This is a genomic window from Enterobacter cloacae complex sp. HYC080_NIDB (assembly GCF_056673325.1).
On the sequence record NZ_CP114212.1, the window covers coordinates 2,077,345 to 2,095,548 of the forward strand.

18 protein-coding genes are annotated in these 18,204 nt (G+C 53.4%); 17 read left to right on the top strand and 1 reads right to left on the bottom strand.

Going from position 1 to position 18,204, the window contains the following annotated elements:
• The first annotated feature begins 35 nt into the window (after nucleotides 1-35).
• The 15 genes from pspA to O1723_RS09910 all read left to right on the top strand — a co-directional run bounded on the left by pspA (nucleotide 36) and on the right by O1723_RS09910 (nucleotide 14,473).
• Complete coding sequence (pspA, locus tag O1723_RS09840) at nucleotides 36-704, top strand: phage shock protein PspA (RefSeq protein ID WP_023337367.1); 669 nt, start codon at nucleotides 36-38, stop codon at nucleotides 702-704.
• Between the two features lie 53 nt (nucleotides 705-757).
• Nucleotides 758-982: an envelope stress response membrane protein PspB gene (pspB, locus tag O1723_RS09845; protein WP_014884062.1), complete on the top strand. Its 225-nt coding sequence runs from the start codon at nucleotides 758-760 to the stop codon at nucleotides 980-982.
• A complete protein-coding gene (gene pspC / locus O1723_RS09850; RefSeq protein ID WP_014884061.1) occupies nucleotides 982-1,341 on the top strand; it encodes an envelope stress response membrane protein PspC in 360 nt (119 codons plus the stop codon). Before pspB ends, pspC begins: the two co-directional genes overlap by 1 nt.
• A 12-nt stretch (nucleotides 1,342-1,353) precedes the next feature.
• Nucleotides 1,354-1,578 carry a phage shock protein PspD gene (gene pspD, locus O1723_RS09855; protein WP_014884060.1) on the top strand — a complete coding sequence of 75 codons (225 nt, stop codon included), beginning with the start codon at nucleotides 1,354-1,356 and terminating at the stop codon, nucleotides 1,576-1,578.
• A gap of 195 nt (nucleotides 1,579-1,773) precedes the next feature.
• Nucleotides 1,774-3,471, top strand: coding sequence for a sugar phosphorylase (locus O1723_RS09860; RefSeq protein ID WP_023337366.1), 1,698 nt, complete (start codon nucleotides 1,774-1,776; stop codon nucleotides 3,469-3,471).
• Nucleotides 3,472-3,485: 14 nt separating this feature from the next.
• Entirely contained in the window at nucleotides 3,486-4,778 is a 1,293-nt protein-coding gene (locus O1723_RS09865; RefSeq protein WP_023337365.1) for an ABC transporter substrate-binding protein, read from the top strand.
• Nucleotides 4,779-4,800: 22 nt separating this feature from the next.
• The gene (locus O1723_RS09870) at nucleotides 4,801-5,682 is read left to right on the top strand and encodes a carbohydrate ABC transporter permease (protein ID WP_014884057.1); all 882 of its coding nucleotides are present in this window, start codon (nucleotides 4,801-4,803) and stop codon (nucleotides 5,680-5,682) included.
• The gene (locus O1723_RS09875) at nucleotides 5,669-6,511 is read left to right on the top strand and encodes a carbohydrate ABC transporter permease (RefSeq protein ID WP_014884056.1); all 843 of its coding nucleotides are present in this window, start codon (nucleotides 5,669-5,671) and stop codon (nucleotides 6,509-6,511) included. The genes O1723_RS09870 and O1723_RS09875 overlap by 14 nt, the downstream gene beginning before the upstream one ends.
• Before the next feature lie 29 nt (nucleotides 6,512-6,540).
• A complete protein-coding gene (ycjQ, locus tag O1723_RS09880; RefSeq protein WP_014884055.1) occupies nucleotides 6,541-7,593 on the top strand; it encodes a D-guloside 3-dehydrogenase in 1,053 nt (350 codons plus the stop codon).
• A 17-nt stretch (nucleotides 7,594-7,610) separates the two neighbouring features.
• A complete protein-coding gene (ycjR, locus tag O1723_RS09885; protein ID WP_023337364.1) occupies nucleotides 7,611-8,399 on the top strand; it encodes a 3-dehydro-D-guloside 4-epimerase in 789 nt (262 codons plus the stop codon).
• An 11-nt stretch (nucleotides 8,400-8,410) separates the two neighbouring features.
• Nucleotides 8,411-9,469, top strand: coding sequence for a D-glucoside 3-dehydrogenase (ycjS, locus tag O1723_RS09890; protein WP_088555725.1), 1,059 nt, complete (start codon nucleotides 8,411-8,413; stop codon nucleotides 9,467-9,469).
• Nucleotides 9,463-11,742 (top strand): glycoside hydrolase family 65 protein, encoded by a 2,280-nt coding sequence (locus tag O1723_RS09895; RefSeq protein WP_248191189.1) that lies wholly within the window; start codon nucleotides 9,463-9,465, stop codon nucleotides 11,740-11,742. The genes ycjS and O1723_RS09895 overlap by 7 nt, the downstream gene beginning before the upstream one ends.
• The gene (gene pgmB, locus O1723_RS09900; protein ID WP_014884051.1) at nucleotides 11,732-12,406 is read left to right on the top strand and encodes a beta-phosphoglucomutase; all 675 of its coding nucleotides are present in this window, start codon (nucleotides 11,732-11,734) and stop codon (nucleotides 12,404-12,406) included. Before O1723_RS09895 ends, pgmB begins: the two co-directional genes overlap by 11 nt.
• A gap of 3 nt (nucleotides 12,407-12,409) precedes the next feature.
• Entirely contained in the window at nucleotides 12,410-13,492 is a 1,083-nt protein-coding gene (locus tag O1723_RS09905; protein ID WP_014884050.1) for an ABC transporter ATP-binding protein, read from the top strand.
• Nucleotides 13,493-13,558: 66 nt separating this feature from the next.
• Nucleotides 13,559-14,473 (top strand): OmpG family monomeric porin, encoded by a 915-nt coding sequence (locus O1723_RS09910; RefSeq protein WP_023337361.1) that lies wholly within the window; start codon nucleotides 13,559-13,561, stop codon nucleotides 14,471-14,473.
• 34 nt (nucleotides 14,474-14,507) lie between these two features.
• Here the strand turns inward: O1723_RS09910 and O1723_RS09915 are convergent, their stop codons facing one another.
• Nucleotides 14,508-15,518, bottom strand: coding sequence for a LacI family DNA-binding transcriptional regulator (locus tag O1723_RS09915; RefSeq protein ID WP_023337360.1), 1,011 nt, complete (start codon nucleotides 15,516-15,518; stop codon nucleotides 14,508-14,510).
• Between the two features lie 155 nt (nucleotides 15,519-15,673).
• On the opposite strand from O1723_RS09915, the gene O1723_RS09920 reads away from it, so the two are divergent.
• A complete protein-coding gene (locus tag O1723_RS09920; RefSeq protein WP_023337359.1) occupies nucleotides 15,674-17,071 on the top strand; it encodes a YcjX family GTP-binding protein in 1,398 nt (465 codons plus the stop codon).
• Nucleotides 17,068-18,120: a YcjF family protein gene (locus O1723_RS09925; protein ID WP_038421131.1), complete on the top strand. Its 1,053-nt coding sequence runs from the start codon at nucleotides 17,068-17,070 to the stop codon at nucleotides 18,118-18,120. The genes O1723_RS09920 and O1723_RS09925 overlap by 4 nt, the downstream gene beginning before the upstream one ends.
• Nucleotides 18,121-18,204: the final 84 nt, after the last annotated feature.

Here is an 18,204-nt window from a genome sequence, read left to right on the forward strand (position 1 = left end):
CATTGCCCGACCACAGAAATAAGAGGATTTTTATTATGGGTATTTTTTCTCGTTTTGCCGACATCGTGAACGCCAACATCAACTCACTGCTGGAAAAGGCGGAAGACCCGCAAAAGCTGGTGCGTCTGATGATTCAGGAGATGGAAGACACGCTGGTTGAAGTGCGTTCTACCTCTGCTCGCGCGCTTGCTGAGAAAAAACAGTTAACGCGCCGGATTGAGCAGGCTACCGCCCAGCTCAATGAATGGCAGGAAAAAGCGGAACTCGCCCTGCGTAAAGATAAAGAAGATCTGGCTCGTGCGGCGCTGATTGAAAAACAGAAGCTGACGGACATGGTCGCGACGCTTGAGCATGAAGTGACGCTGGTGGATGACACGCTCACCCGCATGAAAAAAGAGATTGGTGAGCTCGAAAATAAACTGAGCGAAACCCGCGCACGTCAGCAGGCGCTGTCGCTGCGTCATCAGGCGGCCAGCTCTTCCCGCGACGTACGCCGTCAGCTGGACAGCGGCAAACTGGATGAGGCCATGGCGCGATTTGAGTCCTTCGAGCGTCGCATCGATCAGATGGAAGCGGAAGCAGAAAGCCACAGCATCGGGAAGCAAAAGTCACTGGATCAACAGTTTGCCGACCTGAAAGCGGACGATGAAATCAGCGAGCAGCTGGCGGCATTGAAAGCCAAAATGAAGCAAGATAACCAATAATACTGTTGCGGCACCTGAGCGTGCCGCTATGCATCCTAAGACAAGGAGTACACATGAGCGCGCTTTTTCTGGCCATTCCCCTGACGATTTTCGTGCTGTTTGTTTTGCCGATTTGGCTATGGCTGCACTACAGCAACCGTTCTTCACAAGGCGATCTTTCCCAGAGTGAACAGCAACGTCTTGCGCAGCTTACCGAACAGGCGAATAAGATGCGTGACCGCATTCAGGCGCTGGAAGCGATCCTGGATGCAGAACATCCAAACTGGAGGGATCGTTAATGACCGGACTGAATCTGAACAAAAAGTTGTGGCGAATCCCACAGCAGGGGATGGTGCGTGGCGTTTGTGCCGGGCTGGCACACTATCTTGACGTTCCAGTAAAACTGGTTCGTGTAGTGACGGTACTGTCTATTTTCTTCGGTCTGGCGTTTATCACGTTCGTGGCATACATCGTACTGTCGTTTGTCCTTGATCCCATGCCCGACGGAGAACTGGCCGCAGAAAGTGCGCCAACCAGTAACGATCTTCTGAACGCGGTTGACGAGCAACTGGCCGCAGGGGAGAAGCGGTTACGTGAAATGGAACGTTATGTCACGTCGGATACCTTTACGCTGAGAAGTCGTTTTCGTCAGCTTTAAGAGAGAATTTATATGAAGCAAAACTGGCAACAGGCCGGTCATAAGGTAAAACCCGGCCTGAAAATCGCAGGTAAGCTGGTTCTGATGACGGCATTACGTTACGGCCCGGCAGGTGTGGCGGGTTGGGCGATCAAATCTGTTGCCCGTAAGCCGGTCAGAATGTTGCTGGCCGTAGCGCTCGAACCAATGCTGCAAAAAGTGGCAAAACGGCTATCGCGCCGTTACTTATCTCGCTAATTCACACGCGCGTCAGCCCCTACTTTCCCAGATAAGGGCTGGCGCCGTCTCAAACATTTCCCTCCCTTTAATGTGCTTTCTTTGCGGCAGCTCACAATACTGAGCAGAGCCGCTTTGGAATTGCGTTTTTCAGCCTCCCGCTTCGTTGACAGATATTTTTCATGGGAGTAGATTGCCCTTCGTGGGACCGCTACCATGGAAAATAAAGTGAACGCAAAAATTAAAAAACTTATCAATCATATCTACGGTGAATCATTTTCTGACGCACATTTAGACGTGTTATTATCAAAGCTTGAGCAAGCCGCTATTGATATTACAGAAAAGCGCAAATCAGGCTGGGATGAAAAAGATGTTGTCCTGATTACTTACGCCGATCAGTTCTCCGCGAAAGGGGAGAAAGCGTTGCCGGTGTTTACCCGCTTTTATAATGAATGGCTTGCCCGCACGTTTTCCCATGTCCATCTTTTACCTTTTTATCCGTGGTCCTCTGATGACGGATTTTCCGTTATTGATTACCACAGCGTCGCGCCTGAAACCGGAAGCTGGCAGGATGTTGCTGAATTAAAACAGTCTGCCAGCTTAATGTTTGACTTCGTGTGCAACCATATGTCAGCAAAAAGTGAATGGTTTGCTAATTATCTTGCGCAGAAGCCGGGCTTTGACGATTTCTTTATTTCTGTCGATCCTGAAATTGATTTATCTGCCGTGACGCGGCCTCGTGCATTACCGCTGCTGACGCCATTTAAGCTGCATGATGGAAGCGTGCGTCATCTTTGGACCACGTTCAGTGATGACCAGATCGATCTCAACTTCGCCTCGCCTCAGGTACTGATTGCGATGGTTGACGTACTGCTCCATTACCTGGCGGAAGGGGCGCGTTACATTCGCCTCGACGCCGTTGGGTTTATGTGGAAGATACCAGGAACCAGCTGCATCCATCTTGAGCAGACACACTGCCTTATCCAGCTTTTCCGTGCGATTACCGACGCTGTGGCACCCGGCACGGTGATCATTACCGAGACAAACGTCCCGCATAAAGACAATATCTCGTACTTCGGTGATGGTGAAAATGAAGCCCAGATGGTCTATCAGTTCTCCTTGCCACCGCTGGTGCTGCATGCTGTTCATCGTCAGGATGTAAAAGCGCTTTGCCAGTGGGCGGGGTCGCTGGCGCTGCCTTCAACAAAAACGACCTGGTTCAACTTCCTGTCGTCTCATGACGGTATCGGCCTGAACCCGTTACGCGGCATTCTTCCGGAGTCAGAAATACTGTCACTGGTTGAAAAACTTCAGCAGGAAGGGGCGCTGGTTAACTGGAAAAATAATCCTGACGGAACGCGCAGTCCTTACGAAATCAATGTGACCTATCTGGACGCATTAAGCTCGCAAGACAGCCCGGATGATGAACGTATTGCGCGGTTTATTCTGGCGCATGCTGTACTGCTGAGTTTCCCGGGTGTACCTGCCGTATATATTCAAAGCATTCTTGGCTCGCGTAACGATTATGAAGGCGTTGAACGCCTCGGCTATAACCGCGCGATAAACCGCAAGAAATACACCGCCGGTCAGGTTGACCTTGAGCTCAATAATAAACAAAGCATTCGCCATAAAATCTATTCCCGTTTAAGCGAGTTTATTGCTATTCGTCGTGGGGAACGCGCATTTCATCCTGATGCTCAGGCAATGTTTGAATCACTTGATGAACAGATTCTTAAAATTGTTCGCGTGGCTGATAATGGTGAAAGAATTACCGCGCTATTTAATTTTAGTCATAACGTTCATACCGTTTACGAGAAAGTACTTTCCGGTGTGGAATTGCTATCAGGACAGGCTATTGACGGTACGGAACTGACCCTCAATCCATGGCAGGTTATGTGGATTAAAGAAAACTAAAAAAGGACCCTTAAATGAAAATGCCCAAAATTGTGCTGTTATCAGCACTGGTTTCGTGCGCCCTGTTATCAGGCTGTAAGGATGATAAAACGTCTGCTGTGACCATTGAGTTTATGCACTCTTCAGTAGAGCAGGAGCGTCAGGCGGTTATTACGAAACTGATCGAGAAATTTGAAAAAGAGAACCCTGGCATCACGGTGAAACAGGTGCCGGTGGAAGAAGACGCCTACAACACCAAGGTGATTACGCTCGCGAGAACCGGGGCGCTGCCTGAGGTGATTGAAGTCAGCCATGATTACGCAAAAGTCATGGATAAGGAACAGCTGCTGGATCGCAAGGCGATTGGCGAAGCCATTAAAGCGGTAGGCGAAAACACATTCTATGACGGGATCCTGCGCGTAGTCCGTACCGAAGACGGTACCGCCTGGACGGGCGTGCCAATGAGTGCCTGGCTGTCCGGCGTCTGGTATCACAAAGATGTGCTGGCTGCTGCGGGTATTGAGGAGCCTCACAACTGGGAACAACTGCTGAAGGCCAGTGAGAAACTTAACGACCCGGCCAAAAAACATTACGGCATTGCGTTGCCTACCGCGGAAAGCGTCATGACCGAGCAGGCATTCTCTCAGTTTGCACTTTCCGGCGGCGCGAACGTTTTTGATGCCAACGGGAGCGTCGAAATCGATACCCCTGAGATGGCGAAAGCGCTCTCTTTTTATAAAGCGCTGGCCGCGACCACCATGCCGGGCTCGAACGACGTCATGGAGATCAAAGATGCCTTCATGAACGGTTCCGCACCAATGGCGGTTTATTCCACCTACATCCTGCCTGCGGTATTCCATGATGGAAACCCTGCCAATCTTGGCTTCGTAGTCCCTACCGAAAAGACCTCTGCAGTCTACGGCATGATCACATCGCTGACGATCACCACGGGGCAATCTGAAGGTGAAACGCAGGCGGCTGAAAAGTTTGTGACGTGGATGGAGCAGGCTCAAAACGCAACCGACTGGGTCATGATGTCACCTGGTGCGGCGCTACCGGTGAACAAGCTGGTGGTAGGTACGGATACCTGGAAAAACAACGAGGTCATTAAAGCGTTTGGGCAACTGCCTTATGAGCTGATTGCTCAGTTCCCAAATGTGCAGGTGTTTGGCGCTGTGGGCGACAAGAACTTTACCCGCATGGGCGATGTCACCGGGTCCGGCATTATTAGTTCCATGGTGCATAACGTCACGGTGGGTAAACAAGATCTCAGCGCCACGCTCAGCAATAGCCAGAAGCGACTGACTGACCTGATTTCACAACGATAGGAGCGCTTTGCGGAAGGAAATTATGAAGACGTTGTTTTCTGGTCGATCAGATATGCCTTTCGCCATGCTGCTGTTGGCCCCCAGCCTGATTTTGCTGGGGGGCCTGGTGGCCTGGCCAATGATTTCCAATATTGAAATCAGTTTCTTACGACTGCCGCTTAACCCGCGTATTAGCGCTGTGTTTGTTGGGCTGGACAATTATATTCGCATCCTCAGTGATGCGGCATTCTGGCACTCGCTGTGGATGACGTTCTGGTACACGGCGCTGGTGGTGATGGGCAGCACCGGGCTGGGGCTGGCCGTGGCGATCTTCTTTAATCGCGAATTTCGGATGCGCAAAACGGCACGTTCACTGGTGATTTTATCCTACGTGACGCCGTCTATTTCCCTGGTGTTTGCCTGGAAATATATGTTCAACAACGGCTACGGCATTGTGAACTACCTGGGCGTTGATCTGCTGCACCTTTATGACCAGGCACCGCTGTGGTTCGACAACCCCGGCAGTAGCTTTGTGTTGGTCGTGCTGTTCGCCATCTGGCGCTACTTCCCGTACGCCTTCATTTCATTCCTGGCGATTTTGCAGACCATAGACAAATCGTTGTACGAAGCCGCAGAGATGGACGGGGCTAACGCCTGGCAGCGTTTTCGTATCGTGACGTTGCCCGCCATCATGCCAGTGCTGGCTACGGTGGTGACGCTGCGAACCATCTGGATGTTCTACATGTTTGCGGATGTCTACCTGCTGACCACGAAGGTCGATATTTTAGGCGTCTATCTCTATAAAACCGCATTCGCATTCAATGACTTGGGTAAAGCAGCAGCGATTTCTGTGGTGCTGTTTGTGATCATCTTCGCTGTGATTCTGCTGACCAGAAAAAGGGTAAACCTCAATGGCAACAAATAAACGCGTACTTAGCCGTATTGGTTTTTATCTGGGGCTGGCGGTATTTCTGATCATCACGCTGTTCCCGTTCTTCGTGATGCTGATGACGTCGTTTAAGAGTGCGAAAGAGGCTATATCGCTGCACCCGACCATTTTGCCGCAGGCGTGGACGCTTCAGCATTATGTCGACATCTTTAACCCGCTGATTTTCCCGTTTGTGGATTACTTCCGCAACAGCATGGTGGTATCGCTGACCTCGTCGGTGATTGCGGTGTTCCTTGGCACGCTGGGGGCTTACGCCTTGTCCAAACTGCGCTTTAAAGGACGCACGACGATCAATGCGAGCTTCTACACCGTCTATATGTTCTCCGGGATTTTGCTGGTGGTGCCGCTATTCAAGATCATCACCGCGCTCGGCATTTATGACACGGAGCTGGCGCTGATCATCACCATGGTGACCCAGACATTGCCTACGGCGGTATTCATGCTGCGCAGCTATTTCGACACCATCCCGGACGAAATAGAAGAGGCCGCGATGATGGATGGCCTGAACCGCCTGCAAATCATCTTCCGCATTACCGTGCCGCTGGCGATTTCCGGACTCGTGTCGGTGTTTGTTTACTGCTTCATGGTGGCATGGAACGACTATCTGTTTGCCTCCATTTTCCTGTCCAGCGCCAGCAACTTTACGCTGCCGGTCGGTCTGAACACGCTCTTTAGCACACCAGATTATATCTGGGGTCGCATGATGGCGGCATCGCTGGTGACGGCGCTTCCGGTGGTCATCATGTACGCACTTTCTGAACGTTTTATTAAAAGTGGTTTGACCGCCGGTGGCGTTAAGGGCTGAGGCGGCCAATTTTTTATCAGGAGCAAGTTATGAAAAAGTTAGTTGCGACAGCGCCTCGCGTGGCGGCGCTCGTGGAATATGAAGATCGTGCTGTGGAAGCACATGAAGTGAAAATTCGTGCCCGTTTTGGTGCACCAAAACACGGTACCGAAGTTGTGGATTTCCGTGCGGCAAGCCCGTTTATTGATGAAGAGTTCAACGCGGAGTGGCAGATGTTTACGCCGCGTGAAGAGGGCGCTGCGCGCGGTATCGAATTCGGTAAATTCCAGCTGGGGAACATGATCGTCGGCGACATTATTGAATGTGGTGCTGACGTAACGGAATACCAGCCAGGCGACAGCGTCTGTTGCTATGGTCCACTGCAGGAGACGGTCATTGTCAATGCGGTTAACAACTACAAGCTGCGCAAAATGCCGCAGGGCGCATCCTGGAAAAACGCTGTTTGCTACGATCCGGCGCAGTTCGCCATGAGCGGCGTGCGTGATGCCAATGTCCGTGTAGGCGACTTTGTGGTGGTGGTCGGTCTGGGCGCCATCGGACAGATTGCCATTCAGCTGGCAAAAAAAGCCGGTGCGTCAGTGGTCATCGGTGTCGATCCTATCGAGCACCGCTGTGAGATCGCTCGCCGTCATGGCGCAGATCACTGTCTGAACCCAATCGGTACCGATGTGGGTCTGGAAATTAAAAAGCTGACCGGCAAGCAGGGCGCGGACGTGATCATCGAGACCAGCGGTTTTGCGGATGCACTGCAGTCTGCGCTGCGTGGACTTGCCTACGGCGGCACCATCTCCTACGTTGCGTTCGCTAAACCATTTGCCGCGGGTTTCAACCTCGGCCGCGAAGCACACTTCAATAACGCGAAGATTGTTTTCTCCCGCGCCTGCAGCGAACCCAACCCGGACTACCCGCGCTGGAGCCGCAAGCGTATCGAGGAGACCTGCTGGGAATTGCTGATGAACGGTTATCTCAACTGTGACGATCTGATTGACCCGGTCGTGACCTTCACCACCAGCCCGGAAAGCTACATGAAGTATGTCGATCAGCATCCGGAACTCAGTATCAAAATGGGCGTCACTTTTTAAGCTAAGGACAGCAAATCATGAAAATCGCAACGCAAAACCAGGCCTTTTTCCCAGCCAACATCATGGAAAAATTCGAGTACATCAAAGCGATGGGTTTTGATGGCTACGAAATTGACGGCAAACTGCTGGTTGAAAACCTCGACGAAGTGAAAGCGGCTATCAAAGCCACGGGTCTGCCGGTGACGACGGCATGTGGCGGATACGATGGCTGGATCGGTGACTTTATCGAAGAGCGTCGTCTCAACGGGCTGCAGCAGATCGAACGCATTCTGCAAGCCCTGGCGGAAGTGGGTGGAAAGGGCATTATCGTGCCTGCGGCCTGGGGAATGTTTACCTTCCGTTTGCCGCCAATGACCTCCCCACGCAGCCAGGACGGTGACCGCAAAGCGGTAAGCGCGTCGCTGCGCTGGCTGGATGAAGTTGCTGCACGCACCGGTACGACCGTCTACCTGGAACCGCTGAACCGCTACCAGGATCATATGATCAATACCCTGGCAGACGCGCGTCGTTATATCGAAGAGAACGATCTCAAGCACGTGCAGATCATCGGTGATTTCTATCATATGAACATTGAAGAAGACTCGCTGACGGATGCGCTGCATCAGAACCGCGATCTGCTGGGGCATGTGCATATTGCTGATAACCACCGCTATCAACCGGGCAGCGGCAGCCTCGATTTCGCCAGCCTGTTCGATCAGCTGCGTGCCGATAACTACCAGGGTTATGTGGTGTATGAGTGCCGCGTTCGCGCCGACAATCCGGCTCAGGCTTATCAGGACTCACTCACTTATTTGCGTGAATGCTAAGGATGACGAGCGTGATGAGTGCTACTACACCTTCGCCTCTGCGCGTCGCCATTATTGGCGCCGGGCAGGTCGCGGACAAAGTGCATGCCTCGTATTACGCCACGCGCAGTGATGTTCACATGGTGGCTGTCATGGACAGCCGCCTTGAGCAGGCACAGGCGTTCGCGGAACGTTATGCTATTCCATCGGCATGGCAGGACGCTCACGAGATGTTGCAAACGGTGAAGCCGGACGTGGTGAGCGTCTGTTCGCCTAACCGGTTCCATTTTGAACATGTCATGGCGGCCCTCGAAGCGGGGTGTCATGTGATGTGTGAAAAACCTCCGGCGATGACGCCGCAACAGGCCGACCAGATGCGCATCGCGGCGCGTAAAGCAGGCAAAGTGCTGGCCTATGATTTTCACCACCGCTTTGCCCTGGATACCCAGCAACTGCGAGAGGCGGTAATGAATGGCACGCTCGGTGAAGTTTACTTCACATCGGCGCAGGCGGTGCGGCGGTGCGGTGTGCCGGGGTGGGGCGTGTTTACCAATAAATCATTACAGGGTGGTGGACCGCTGATTGATATCGGCATTCATATGCTTGATGCCGCCATGTATGTCCTGGGTTTCCCTGCGGTAAAGCGTGTGACCGCGCACAGCTTTCAGAGGCTGGGAAACCGCAAAAGCACCGGCCAGTTTGGCGAGTGGGATCCTACGCAATACACCGTTGAGGATGCCCTGTTTGGCACGATTGAATTCTGTAACGGCGGCATTCTGCGTCTGGACACCTCCTTTGCGCTTAACATCCGCGAGCAGTCCATCATGAATGTCGCTTTCTGCGGCGAAAAAGCGGGAGCAACGCTGTTCCCGGCGCACATCTATAACGACGAAGCCGGGGCGTTAGTCACCCTCGCGCAGCGTGAAGAGGCTGATGACCAGCGACATTTACGCAGTATGGATGCCTTCGTACGCCATGTGCAGGGAGAGCCCGTCATGATCGCGGATGCAGAACAGGGCCTGGTTATTCAGCAGCTTGTCGCCGCGCTTTATGAATCAGCAGAAACAGGGGAACGCGTGACATTATGCTGAACGTGTCTGTCTTAACTGATCCGGGCTTTTGTCCTCACAGCCTGAATAAATACGCCTCTGTTATGGCCTGCGGCAATGGCTACATGGGCATTCGCGCTGCGCATGAAGAAGATTACACCCTGCAAACCAGAGGCATGTACCTTGCGGGTCTGTATCATCGTGCGGGACGCAACGAAACCACCGAGCTCGTCAATCTGCCCGATATCACGGGCATTGATGTTGAGCTGGATGGCGTCAATTTCACGCTCCTTGCAGGGGAGATTCTGGAGTGGCAGCGCGAGCTGGCCTTTGCCAACGGCGAGCTGCATCGTCGCGTTGTCTGGCGTTCGCCCGACGGAAACCGTTACCGGCTGGAAAGCCGTCGTTTTGTGTCGCTGGACCAGTTGCCTCTGGTGGCCATACAGCTTTCGATCACACCGCTTGATGCTGCTTCGCAGGCCGTGCTGAAAACCGGTATTGATGCAACGCAAACGAACAGCGGCAGACAGCATCTGGATGAAATCTCGGTCAGAGTCTTTGACCAGCACTACATGCAGGGCGTGTATGAAACGCAGGACCGGGCGTCAGACGTCGTCGTTTCGGCGTTTTGTCAGCTCTCAACGAAGAGCGACAGCTGTTTCACCGCCAAAAATCGTCGTCTCAACGTGCACCATTCCCTGACGATTGCGCAGGGTGACACTGTCACGCTTGAAAAAATTGTCTGGGTAACCCATCGCAGTGATAAAGCGCTGTCGCAGGAGTCTTTCGCTCGCAACGCGCTGGCCGATCTCAAAGTCTGCGCAGCAAGAGGCTACGACGCCTTGCTGGAAAGTTCAGCGTATGCCTGGAAAGCCGTCTGGCGTGACGCTCGTGTGGAAGTGACGTCTGCGGAACCTCAGGATCAGATGGCGCTGGATTATGCGGTCTGGCACCTGACCACGATGACGCCTGCCCATGACGAGCGAAGCAGTATCGCCGCGAAAGGGCTGACGGGAGAGGGGTATAAAGGCCACGTATTCTGGGATACCGAAATATTCTTGCTGCCTTTCCATCTCTTTACTCGCCCGCAGATTGCCCGCAGCCTGCTGCGTTATCGCTGGCTTAATCTTGCTGGCGCCCGGGAGAAAGCCCGTCGTAACGGCTGGCCCGGCGCGTTGTTCCCATGGGAAAGCGCGGCGAGTGGGGAGGAAGAAACGCCAGAGTTTGCCGCTATCAACATCCGTACCGGGATACGCCAGAAGGTGGCCTCCGCGCTTGCTGAGCATCACATCGTGGCAGATATCGCCTGGGCAGTCGTCGCTTACTGGCAGGCGACACATGATGATGCCTTTATGCGTAATGAGGGTCTGACGCTGCTGATGGAAACCGCCTCGTTCTGGATGGGACGCGCAACGGAAATCAATGGTCGTCTCGAAATCCATGACGTAATAGGGCCGGATGAATACACCGAGCATGTGAATAACAATGCCTACACCAACTATCTGGCCTGGCACAACGTTGCCTGTGCCCGTCAGTTTATGGCGATGTTTGGGCGTGAAGATGCGCGTTTTACGGAGAATGCCACGCAGTTCCTGGCGCGCTTATGGCTGCCAGAGGCCGATGCAGAGGGTGTGATCCCGCAGGATGACTCCTTCATGTCAAAACCTGCCATTGATCTGAACCGCTATAAAGCCAAAGCGGGTAAGCAGACGATTCTGCTCGATTATTCCCGTGCGGAAGTGAACGAGATGCAGATCCTGAAACAGGCCGATGTGGTGATGCTTAACTACCTGCTGCCGGAACGGTTTACGCCGCAGCAGTGTGCCGCCAATCTGGCGTTTTATGAGCCACGCACGATCCATGATTCGTCATTTAGCAAAGCCATTCACGGGATTGTTCTCGCGCGATGCGGTGACACGCAGGGGGCCTATGCCTTCTGGCGTGATGGCATCGGCATTGATTTGGGTGACGATCCGCACAGCAGTGATGAAGGGATACATGCTGCCGCCACCGGTGCGATCTGGTCTGGCGCGGTTCAGGGGTTTGCTGGCCTACAAATTATCGAAGGGGAACTGCATCTTGCGCCGAAACTGCCTGCTCACTGGCAGAAACTGGCATTCCCACTGCGGTGGCGCAACGCAAACCTGCATTTCACCTATGAAAACGAGGTGTTAACCATTGAAACGACCGCACCTGCCAAGCTAACGCTGTGGGGCAAAACGCTACATGTGTCGGCGCGAAAAGTTATCACCCGTAAGGACTTTCTTGCATCTGAAGATGGGACCGCTACCACGGAGGGGCACCATGGCGCTTAAGGCTGTTGTATTCGATCTGGACGGTGTGATCACCGATACCGCACACCTCCACTTTCTGGCCTGGCGAGCCGTGGCGGAGGAAATTGGCATCACCTTCGACGAAGTCTTTAACGAACAGCTGAAGGGAATAAGCCGTATGGATTCTCTTCTGCGCATTCTGAAGCATGGCGGAAAAGAGGGGATGTTTAGCGATGAGCAGTGCCTTGCGCTTGCGACGAAAAAAAACGCGCGTTATGTCCAGTCGCTGGCATCGCTGACGCAGGATTCGCTGCTTCCGGGGATTCGAGACGTGCTGGCGGAGATCCGTGCAGCGAAAGTCAAAATTGGGCTCGCGTCCGTATCGCTCAATGCCCCGGGGATTTTGCACGCGCTGGGCATTCATCAGGCATTCGATTTTTGCGCGGATGCTTCCCGCATTCACCGCTCAAAGCCAGACCCGGAGATCTTCCTCGCCGCCTGTGCCGGTCTGGATGTACGTCCTGAAGAGGCTATCGGCATTGAAGATGCCGCTGCGGGCGTTCAGGCAATCAACGCCGCAGGGATGTTGTCGGTAGGGATTGGGCCTGGCCTTAACCATGCAGGACTACAACTTCATTCAACGCAGGAACTGACCTGGACATGCCTGACTGAATTCTGGGCAACCCGGCGTATTGATAAGGAATAAATTATGGCTCAACTGTCTCTAAAACATATTCAGAAAATCTACGATAACCAGGTCCATGTGGTTAAAGATTTCAACCTCGAAATAGAAGACAAAGAATTCATTGTGTTCGTTGGTCCATCGGGATGTGGTAAATCCACGACCCTGCGCATGATTGCCGGGCTGGAGGAGATCAGCGCCGGTGAGCTGATCATTGACGGGGTCTGCATGAATGATGTCCCCGCTAAATCTCGCGATATCGCGATGGTCTTCCAGAACTACGCGCTTTACCCGCATATGACGGTCTACGACAACATGGCGTTTGGCCTGAAAATGCAAAAAATAGCGCCTGCGGTGATTGAGGAGCGTGTTAACTGGGCGGCGCAGATTTTGGGGTTACGTGATTATCTCAAGCGTAAGCCAGGCGCACTGTCCGGTGGTCAGCGCCAGCGCGTGGCGTTAGGCCGGGCGATCGTGCGTGAAGCCGGTGTCTTCCTGATGGATGAACCGCTGTCCAACCTTGATGCCAAGCTTCGCGTACAGATGCGTGCTGAAATCAGCAAGCTGCACCAGAAGCTTAATACCACCATGATTTATGTTACGCACGACCAGACGGAAGCCATGACGATGGCCACCCGCATCGTGATTTTAAAAGACGGCATTATTCAGCAGGTCGGGGCGCCGAAGCAGGTGTACAACGAGCCGGCAAATATGTTTGTCGCAGGGTTTATTGGCTCACCGGCGATGAACTTCATTCGGGGTGCTATCGACGATCGTTATTTCGTCACGGAAACGTTGCGTCTGGAGATCCCTGAAGACAAGCTGGCCGAACTGAATGCGCAAGGTTACCAGCGTAAAGCGGTCGTCTTCGGTATCCGTCCGGAAGACATTCTTACCCTGCAGAGCAGCGGAGAAGACATCACGGCGAAAGTCAGCGTGGCTGAACTGACCGGCGCTGAATTTATGCTTTATGCCACCGTAGGGGGGCATGAACTGGTTGTCCGTGCAGGTGCAGCGAATGACTACGTCGCCGGAGATAATATTGGCATCCAGTTCGATATGAATAAGTGCCATTTCTTCGACGCTGATACAGAAGCGGCTATTAGATAAGAAAGGTGTTTGCCGGAAATGCAAATTTCCGGTTTTTTTGTTGGTTAATTAGAAAGGGAATATCTCATGAGTACTCTACTAAAAAGTGCTGCGCTCGTTCTGTGCGCAGGGGTTAGCTGTGCGCAAGCGGCAGAAACTGCGAAACAGTGGGAATTTAATATCGGGGCCATGTATGAAATTGAAAACGTCGAAGGTCAGGGCGACGATAAAGATGGATTATATGAACCTTCCGTGTGGTTTAATGCGACCTGGGATGCCTGGACAATTTCTCTGGCGATGTATCAGGAAGGGCCCGTTGATTACAGCAGCATGACGCGCGGAACCTATTTTGACCGTCCGGAATTTGAATTACGCTATCGCTTTATTGGAACAGATGATTTTACTTTTGGTCTGACCGGAGGATTCCGTAATTATGGTTATCACTTTAAAGATGAGCACGGTGCCAAAGACGGCAGCGCAAATATGCAGCGCTACAAAGTACAGCCAGACTGGGATATTAAATTAACCGATGACTGGCGCTTTAGTGGCTGGCTTGCTATGTATCAGTTTGCTAACGATCTGGAAAAAACCGGTTATGCTGACAGCCGTGTTGAGACCGAAACGGGCTTTACCTGGACTATCAATGAAACCGTCTCCGCCAAAGTAAGTTACTATTTAGAGCGCGGTTTCAATATGGACAGCTCACGTAATAACGGCGAGTTTTCCACGCAGGAAATTCGCGCCTATCTGCCTGTTTCGTTGGGCCAGACAACCTTAACGCCTTACACCCGCCTGGGTCTTGACCGCTGGTCAAACTGGGACTGGCAGGACGATCCGACGCGCGAAGGGCATGATTTCAACCGCCTGGGTATGCTGTATGCCTATGACTTCAACAACGGTTTATCCATGACGCTGGAATATGCTTACGAATGGGAAAACCACGATGAGGGCGAGAGCGACCGCTTCCACTATGCGGGCGTAGGTGTGAATTACGCGTTCTGATACATCACTTACCAGGGGCGATCCGCCCCTGGTATTAGCGCAGAGAAGCCGCTAACACAAAGTGGGTGTCGACAAGCACTTTTTGCGGGGCAGGTTGACCACCAATGCGCCTGAAGAGCAGATTGCAACTCTCTTCACCCAGCTTGCGAGTGGGGATGTCAAACCCGCCTGGCGCTGGCGTGAGAATGAGAGAGAGCATCGGGTCACTGTATCCGGCTATCACGACCTGCTCAGGGATCATCAGATTTAACTCATCCGCAGCACGATAGAGGCTTAGCAACTTCATGCTGTCGGTGGCGAATACCGCATCAGGAGGAACTGGCGAGGATAATAATGTAATCGCCGCAGCGAGAGCACTCTCGTGGGTATAACCACCATCCATGATCCAGTCGGAATGAATAGCAATATTATGTTTTGCCAGACTGGCTTTATAGCCCGCCAGACGATCAATTGAAACGTGGTAATCAAGCGGTGCATGCAGACAGGCAATTTTCCGTCGCCCATTTTTAATGAAGTTATCCGTCAGCGTGGCGCTGTCATTAAAATTATCCGTATCGACGGAATAGATATTCTGATAATCACCTTCCACTTTGCCAATGACGACGACGGGTACGCCATACGCATCCAGCGTGCTGAAAAACGATTCATTTGCCGGTGAACTCAGCATGATGACGCCTTTGATCATCTTCTGCTTTATTTTGCTCACACATTTCAGCAGATCGTCTTCGCTGCTTTTGGATGTTTGCAAAATAACGTCAAAACCTTCTTCTTCCGCTTTTGTTGTAATCGCATGAAGAACATCAGAGAAAAAAGGGTTACCGGCTGTGGTTTTGGTCGAGCGGGTCGAAATAACCATAATGGCATCGAAGCCAGAAGAGGTCAGTGCGCGGGCCAGTTTGTTGGGCTGATAATTTAATTCGTCTATCGCTTTCAGCACTTTGTCACGTGCTTCGGGGGATATATTCGTTTGTTTATTCAGAACGCGGGATACGGTTGATTTCGATACGCCCGCAACCCGTGCGATATCATAGATGGTGGGTGACATACACCTTACTCACTCCGGACTGACAGCAATGCCGCTCATCTTACTGGAGAGAAAACGGCAATAGCAATAAATAAGAATTGATAATCAACGATCTGCCCCCATTTATTGTATTCTGAAGCCATGCATTCCAGGCTTCCGGGCAATGAAGGATGGCGATGAAGCGACTTAAGAACGAACTCAATTCACTGGTGAACCGTGGCGTTGACCGACATCTGCGCCTGGCCGTCACCGGGCTAAGCCGCAGCGGCAAGACGGCATTCATAACGGCGATGGTAAACCAGCTCCTGAACCTGCACGCCGGAGCGCGCCTGCCGTTGCTCAGCGCCGTAAGAGAAGAGCGTCTGCTGGGCGTTAAGCGCGTCCCTCAGCGCGATTTTGGTATTCCTCGTTTTACCTATGACGAAGGGTTGGCACAGCTCTACGGGGATCCGCCCGCGTGGCCGACGCCGACGCGAGGCGTGAGTGAAATTCGCCTTGCGCTGCGTTTCCGCTCAAATGAATCCCTGATGCGCCACTTCAAGGATACCTCCACCCTGTATCTGGAAATCGTCGATTACCCGGGCGAATGGCTGCTCGATTTGCCGATGCTGGCGCAGGACTACCTTAGCTGGTCCCGTCAGATGACAGGGTTGCTGCAGGGACAACGCGCTGCGTGGTCAACGAAATGGCGAGCGCTGTGTGAAGGTCTGGATCCGCTGGCACCAGCGGATGAAAACCGTCTGGCGGCGATTGCCGAGGCCTGGACGGACTATCTTCATCAGTGCAAACAGGAAGGGCTGCACTTCATCCAGCCGGGGCGTTTTGTCTTGCCGGGGGACTTAGCCGGAGCGCCCGCGCTGCAGTTCTTCCCCTGGCCAGATGTGGACGGCGCCGGTGAATCGAAGCTGGCCCAGGCCGGTAAACACACGAACGCCGGGATGCTGCGCGAGCGGTACAATTACTACTGCGAAAAAGTGGTCAAAGGATTTTATAAAAACCACTTCTTGCGTTTCGACCGCCAGATTGTGCTGGTAGATTGCCTGCAGCCGCTTAACAGCGGGCCGCAGGCATTTAACGATATGCGCCTCGCGCTGACCCAGCTGATGCAGAGTTTTCACTACGGGCAGCGGACGCTATTCCGTCGTCTTTTCTCGCCGGTGATCGATAAGCTGCTGTTCGCAGCCACGAAAGCCGATCACGTGACGGTCGATCAGCATGCCAACATGGTTTCTCTGCTGCAGCAGCTGGTGCAGGATGCGTGGCAAAATGCCGCGTTTGAAGGGATTAGCATGGATTGTCTTGGGCTGGCCTCCGTCCAGGCGACGCAGAGCGGGCTGATTGATCTCAACGGCGAGAAAATACCGGCATTGCGCGGGAATCGCCTCAGCGACGGTGAGCCGCTTACGGTCTATCCGGGCGAAGTGCCTGCCAGGCTGCCGGGCCAGGCCTTCTGGCAGAGCCAGGGTTTCCAGTTTGAAGCCTTCCGCCCTCAGGCCATGAGCGTCGATCGGCCGTTACCACACATCCGTCTGGATGCGGCGCTGGAGTTTTTGATTGGAGATAAATTGCGATGACGGAACCGTTAAAACCACGCATAGATTTTACCGGAACGCTTGAGCAGGCGGATCGCGAAGCGTTTAAAACGGCGCAGACGTTCAGCGGTACGCAGGCAGAGAACTTTGCCCCGGCACTGCCGGACGATCCCGCGGTTGAGGAGGGGCCAGCGGAGGCGGTCGTGGAGGCCGCTTTGCGTCCAAAACGCAGTGTGTGGCGCAGAATGGTCACCGCCGGTCTGGCACTGTTCGGCGTCAGCGTGGTCGGGCAGGGCGTCCAGTGGGCGATGAACGCCTGGCAAACGCAGGACTGGGTCGCACTGGGCGGATGTGCGGCAGGTGCGCTGATAGTTGGCGCGGGCGTGGGGTCTGTTGCGACGGAGTGGCGACGTCTCTGGCGTCTGCGACAGCGCGCGCATGAGCGTGATGAAGCGCGGGATCTCCTCCACAGCCACGGAACCGGCAAAGGCCGCGCGTTTTGTGAGAAACTGGCCAGCCAGGCCGGTATCGATCAGTCGCATCCGGCGCTTCAGCGCTGGTATGCCGCCATCCATGAAACGCAGAATGACCGGGAAGTGGTAACGCTCTATTCCCATATGGTTCAGCCGGTACTGGATGCCCAGGCGCGACGCGAGATTAGCCGTTCTGCGGCAGAGTCCACGCTGATGATTGCCGTCAGCCCGCTGGCGCTGGTGGATATGGCGTTTATCGCCTGGCGTAACCTGCGTTTGATTAACCGTATCGCTCATCTCTACGGTATCGAGCTGGGTTACTACAGTCGACTCAGACTGTTCAAGCTGGTGTTACTCAATATCGCCTTTGCTGGTGCGAGCGAACTGGTGCGTGAAGTGGGCATGGACTGGATGTCGCAGGATCTGGCTGCGCGTCTTTCGGCTCGCGCTGCGCAGGGTATTGGCGCGGGCTTACTGACGGCGCGTCTGGGTATCAAGGCGATGGAAGTGTGCCGACCGCTGCCGTGGATCGATGGCGATAAGCCACGGCTGGGGGATTTTCGGCGCGAACTGATCGGCCAGCTTAAAGAGACGCTCAATAAAAAACCTGCTCCGTGAGGTTTTGTTCACTTATCGTGCTGGCTGTCAATATTTGTTGACAGCCATCTTCCGGTTCACCGTGTTCTGACATATCATTTTAAC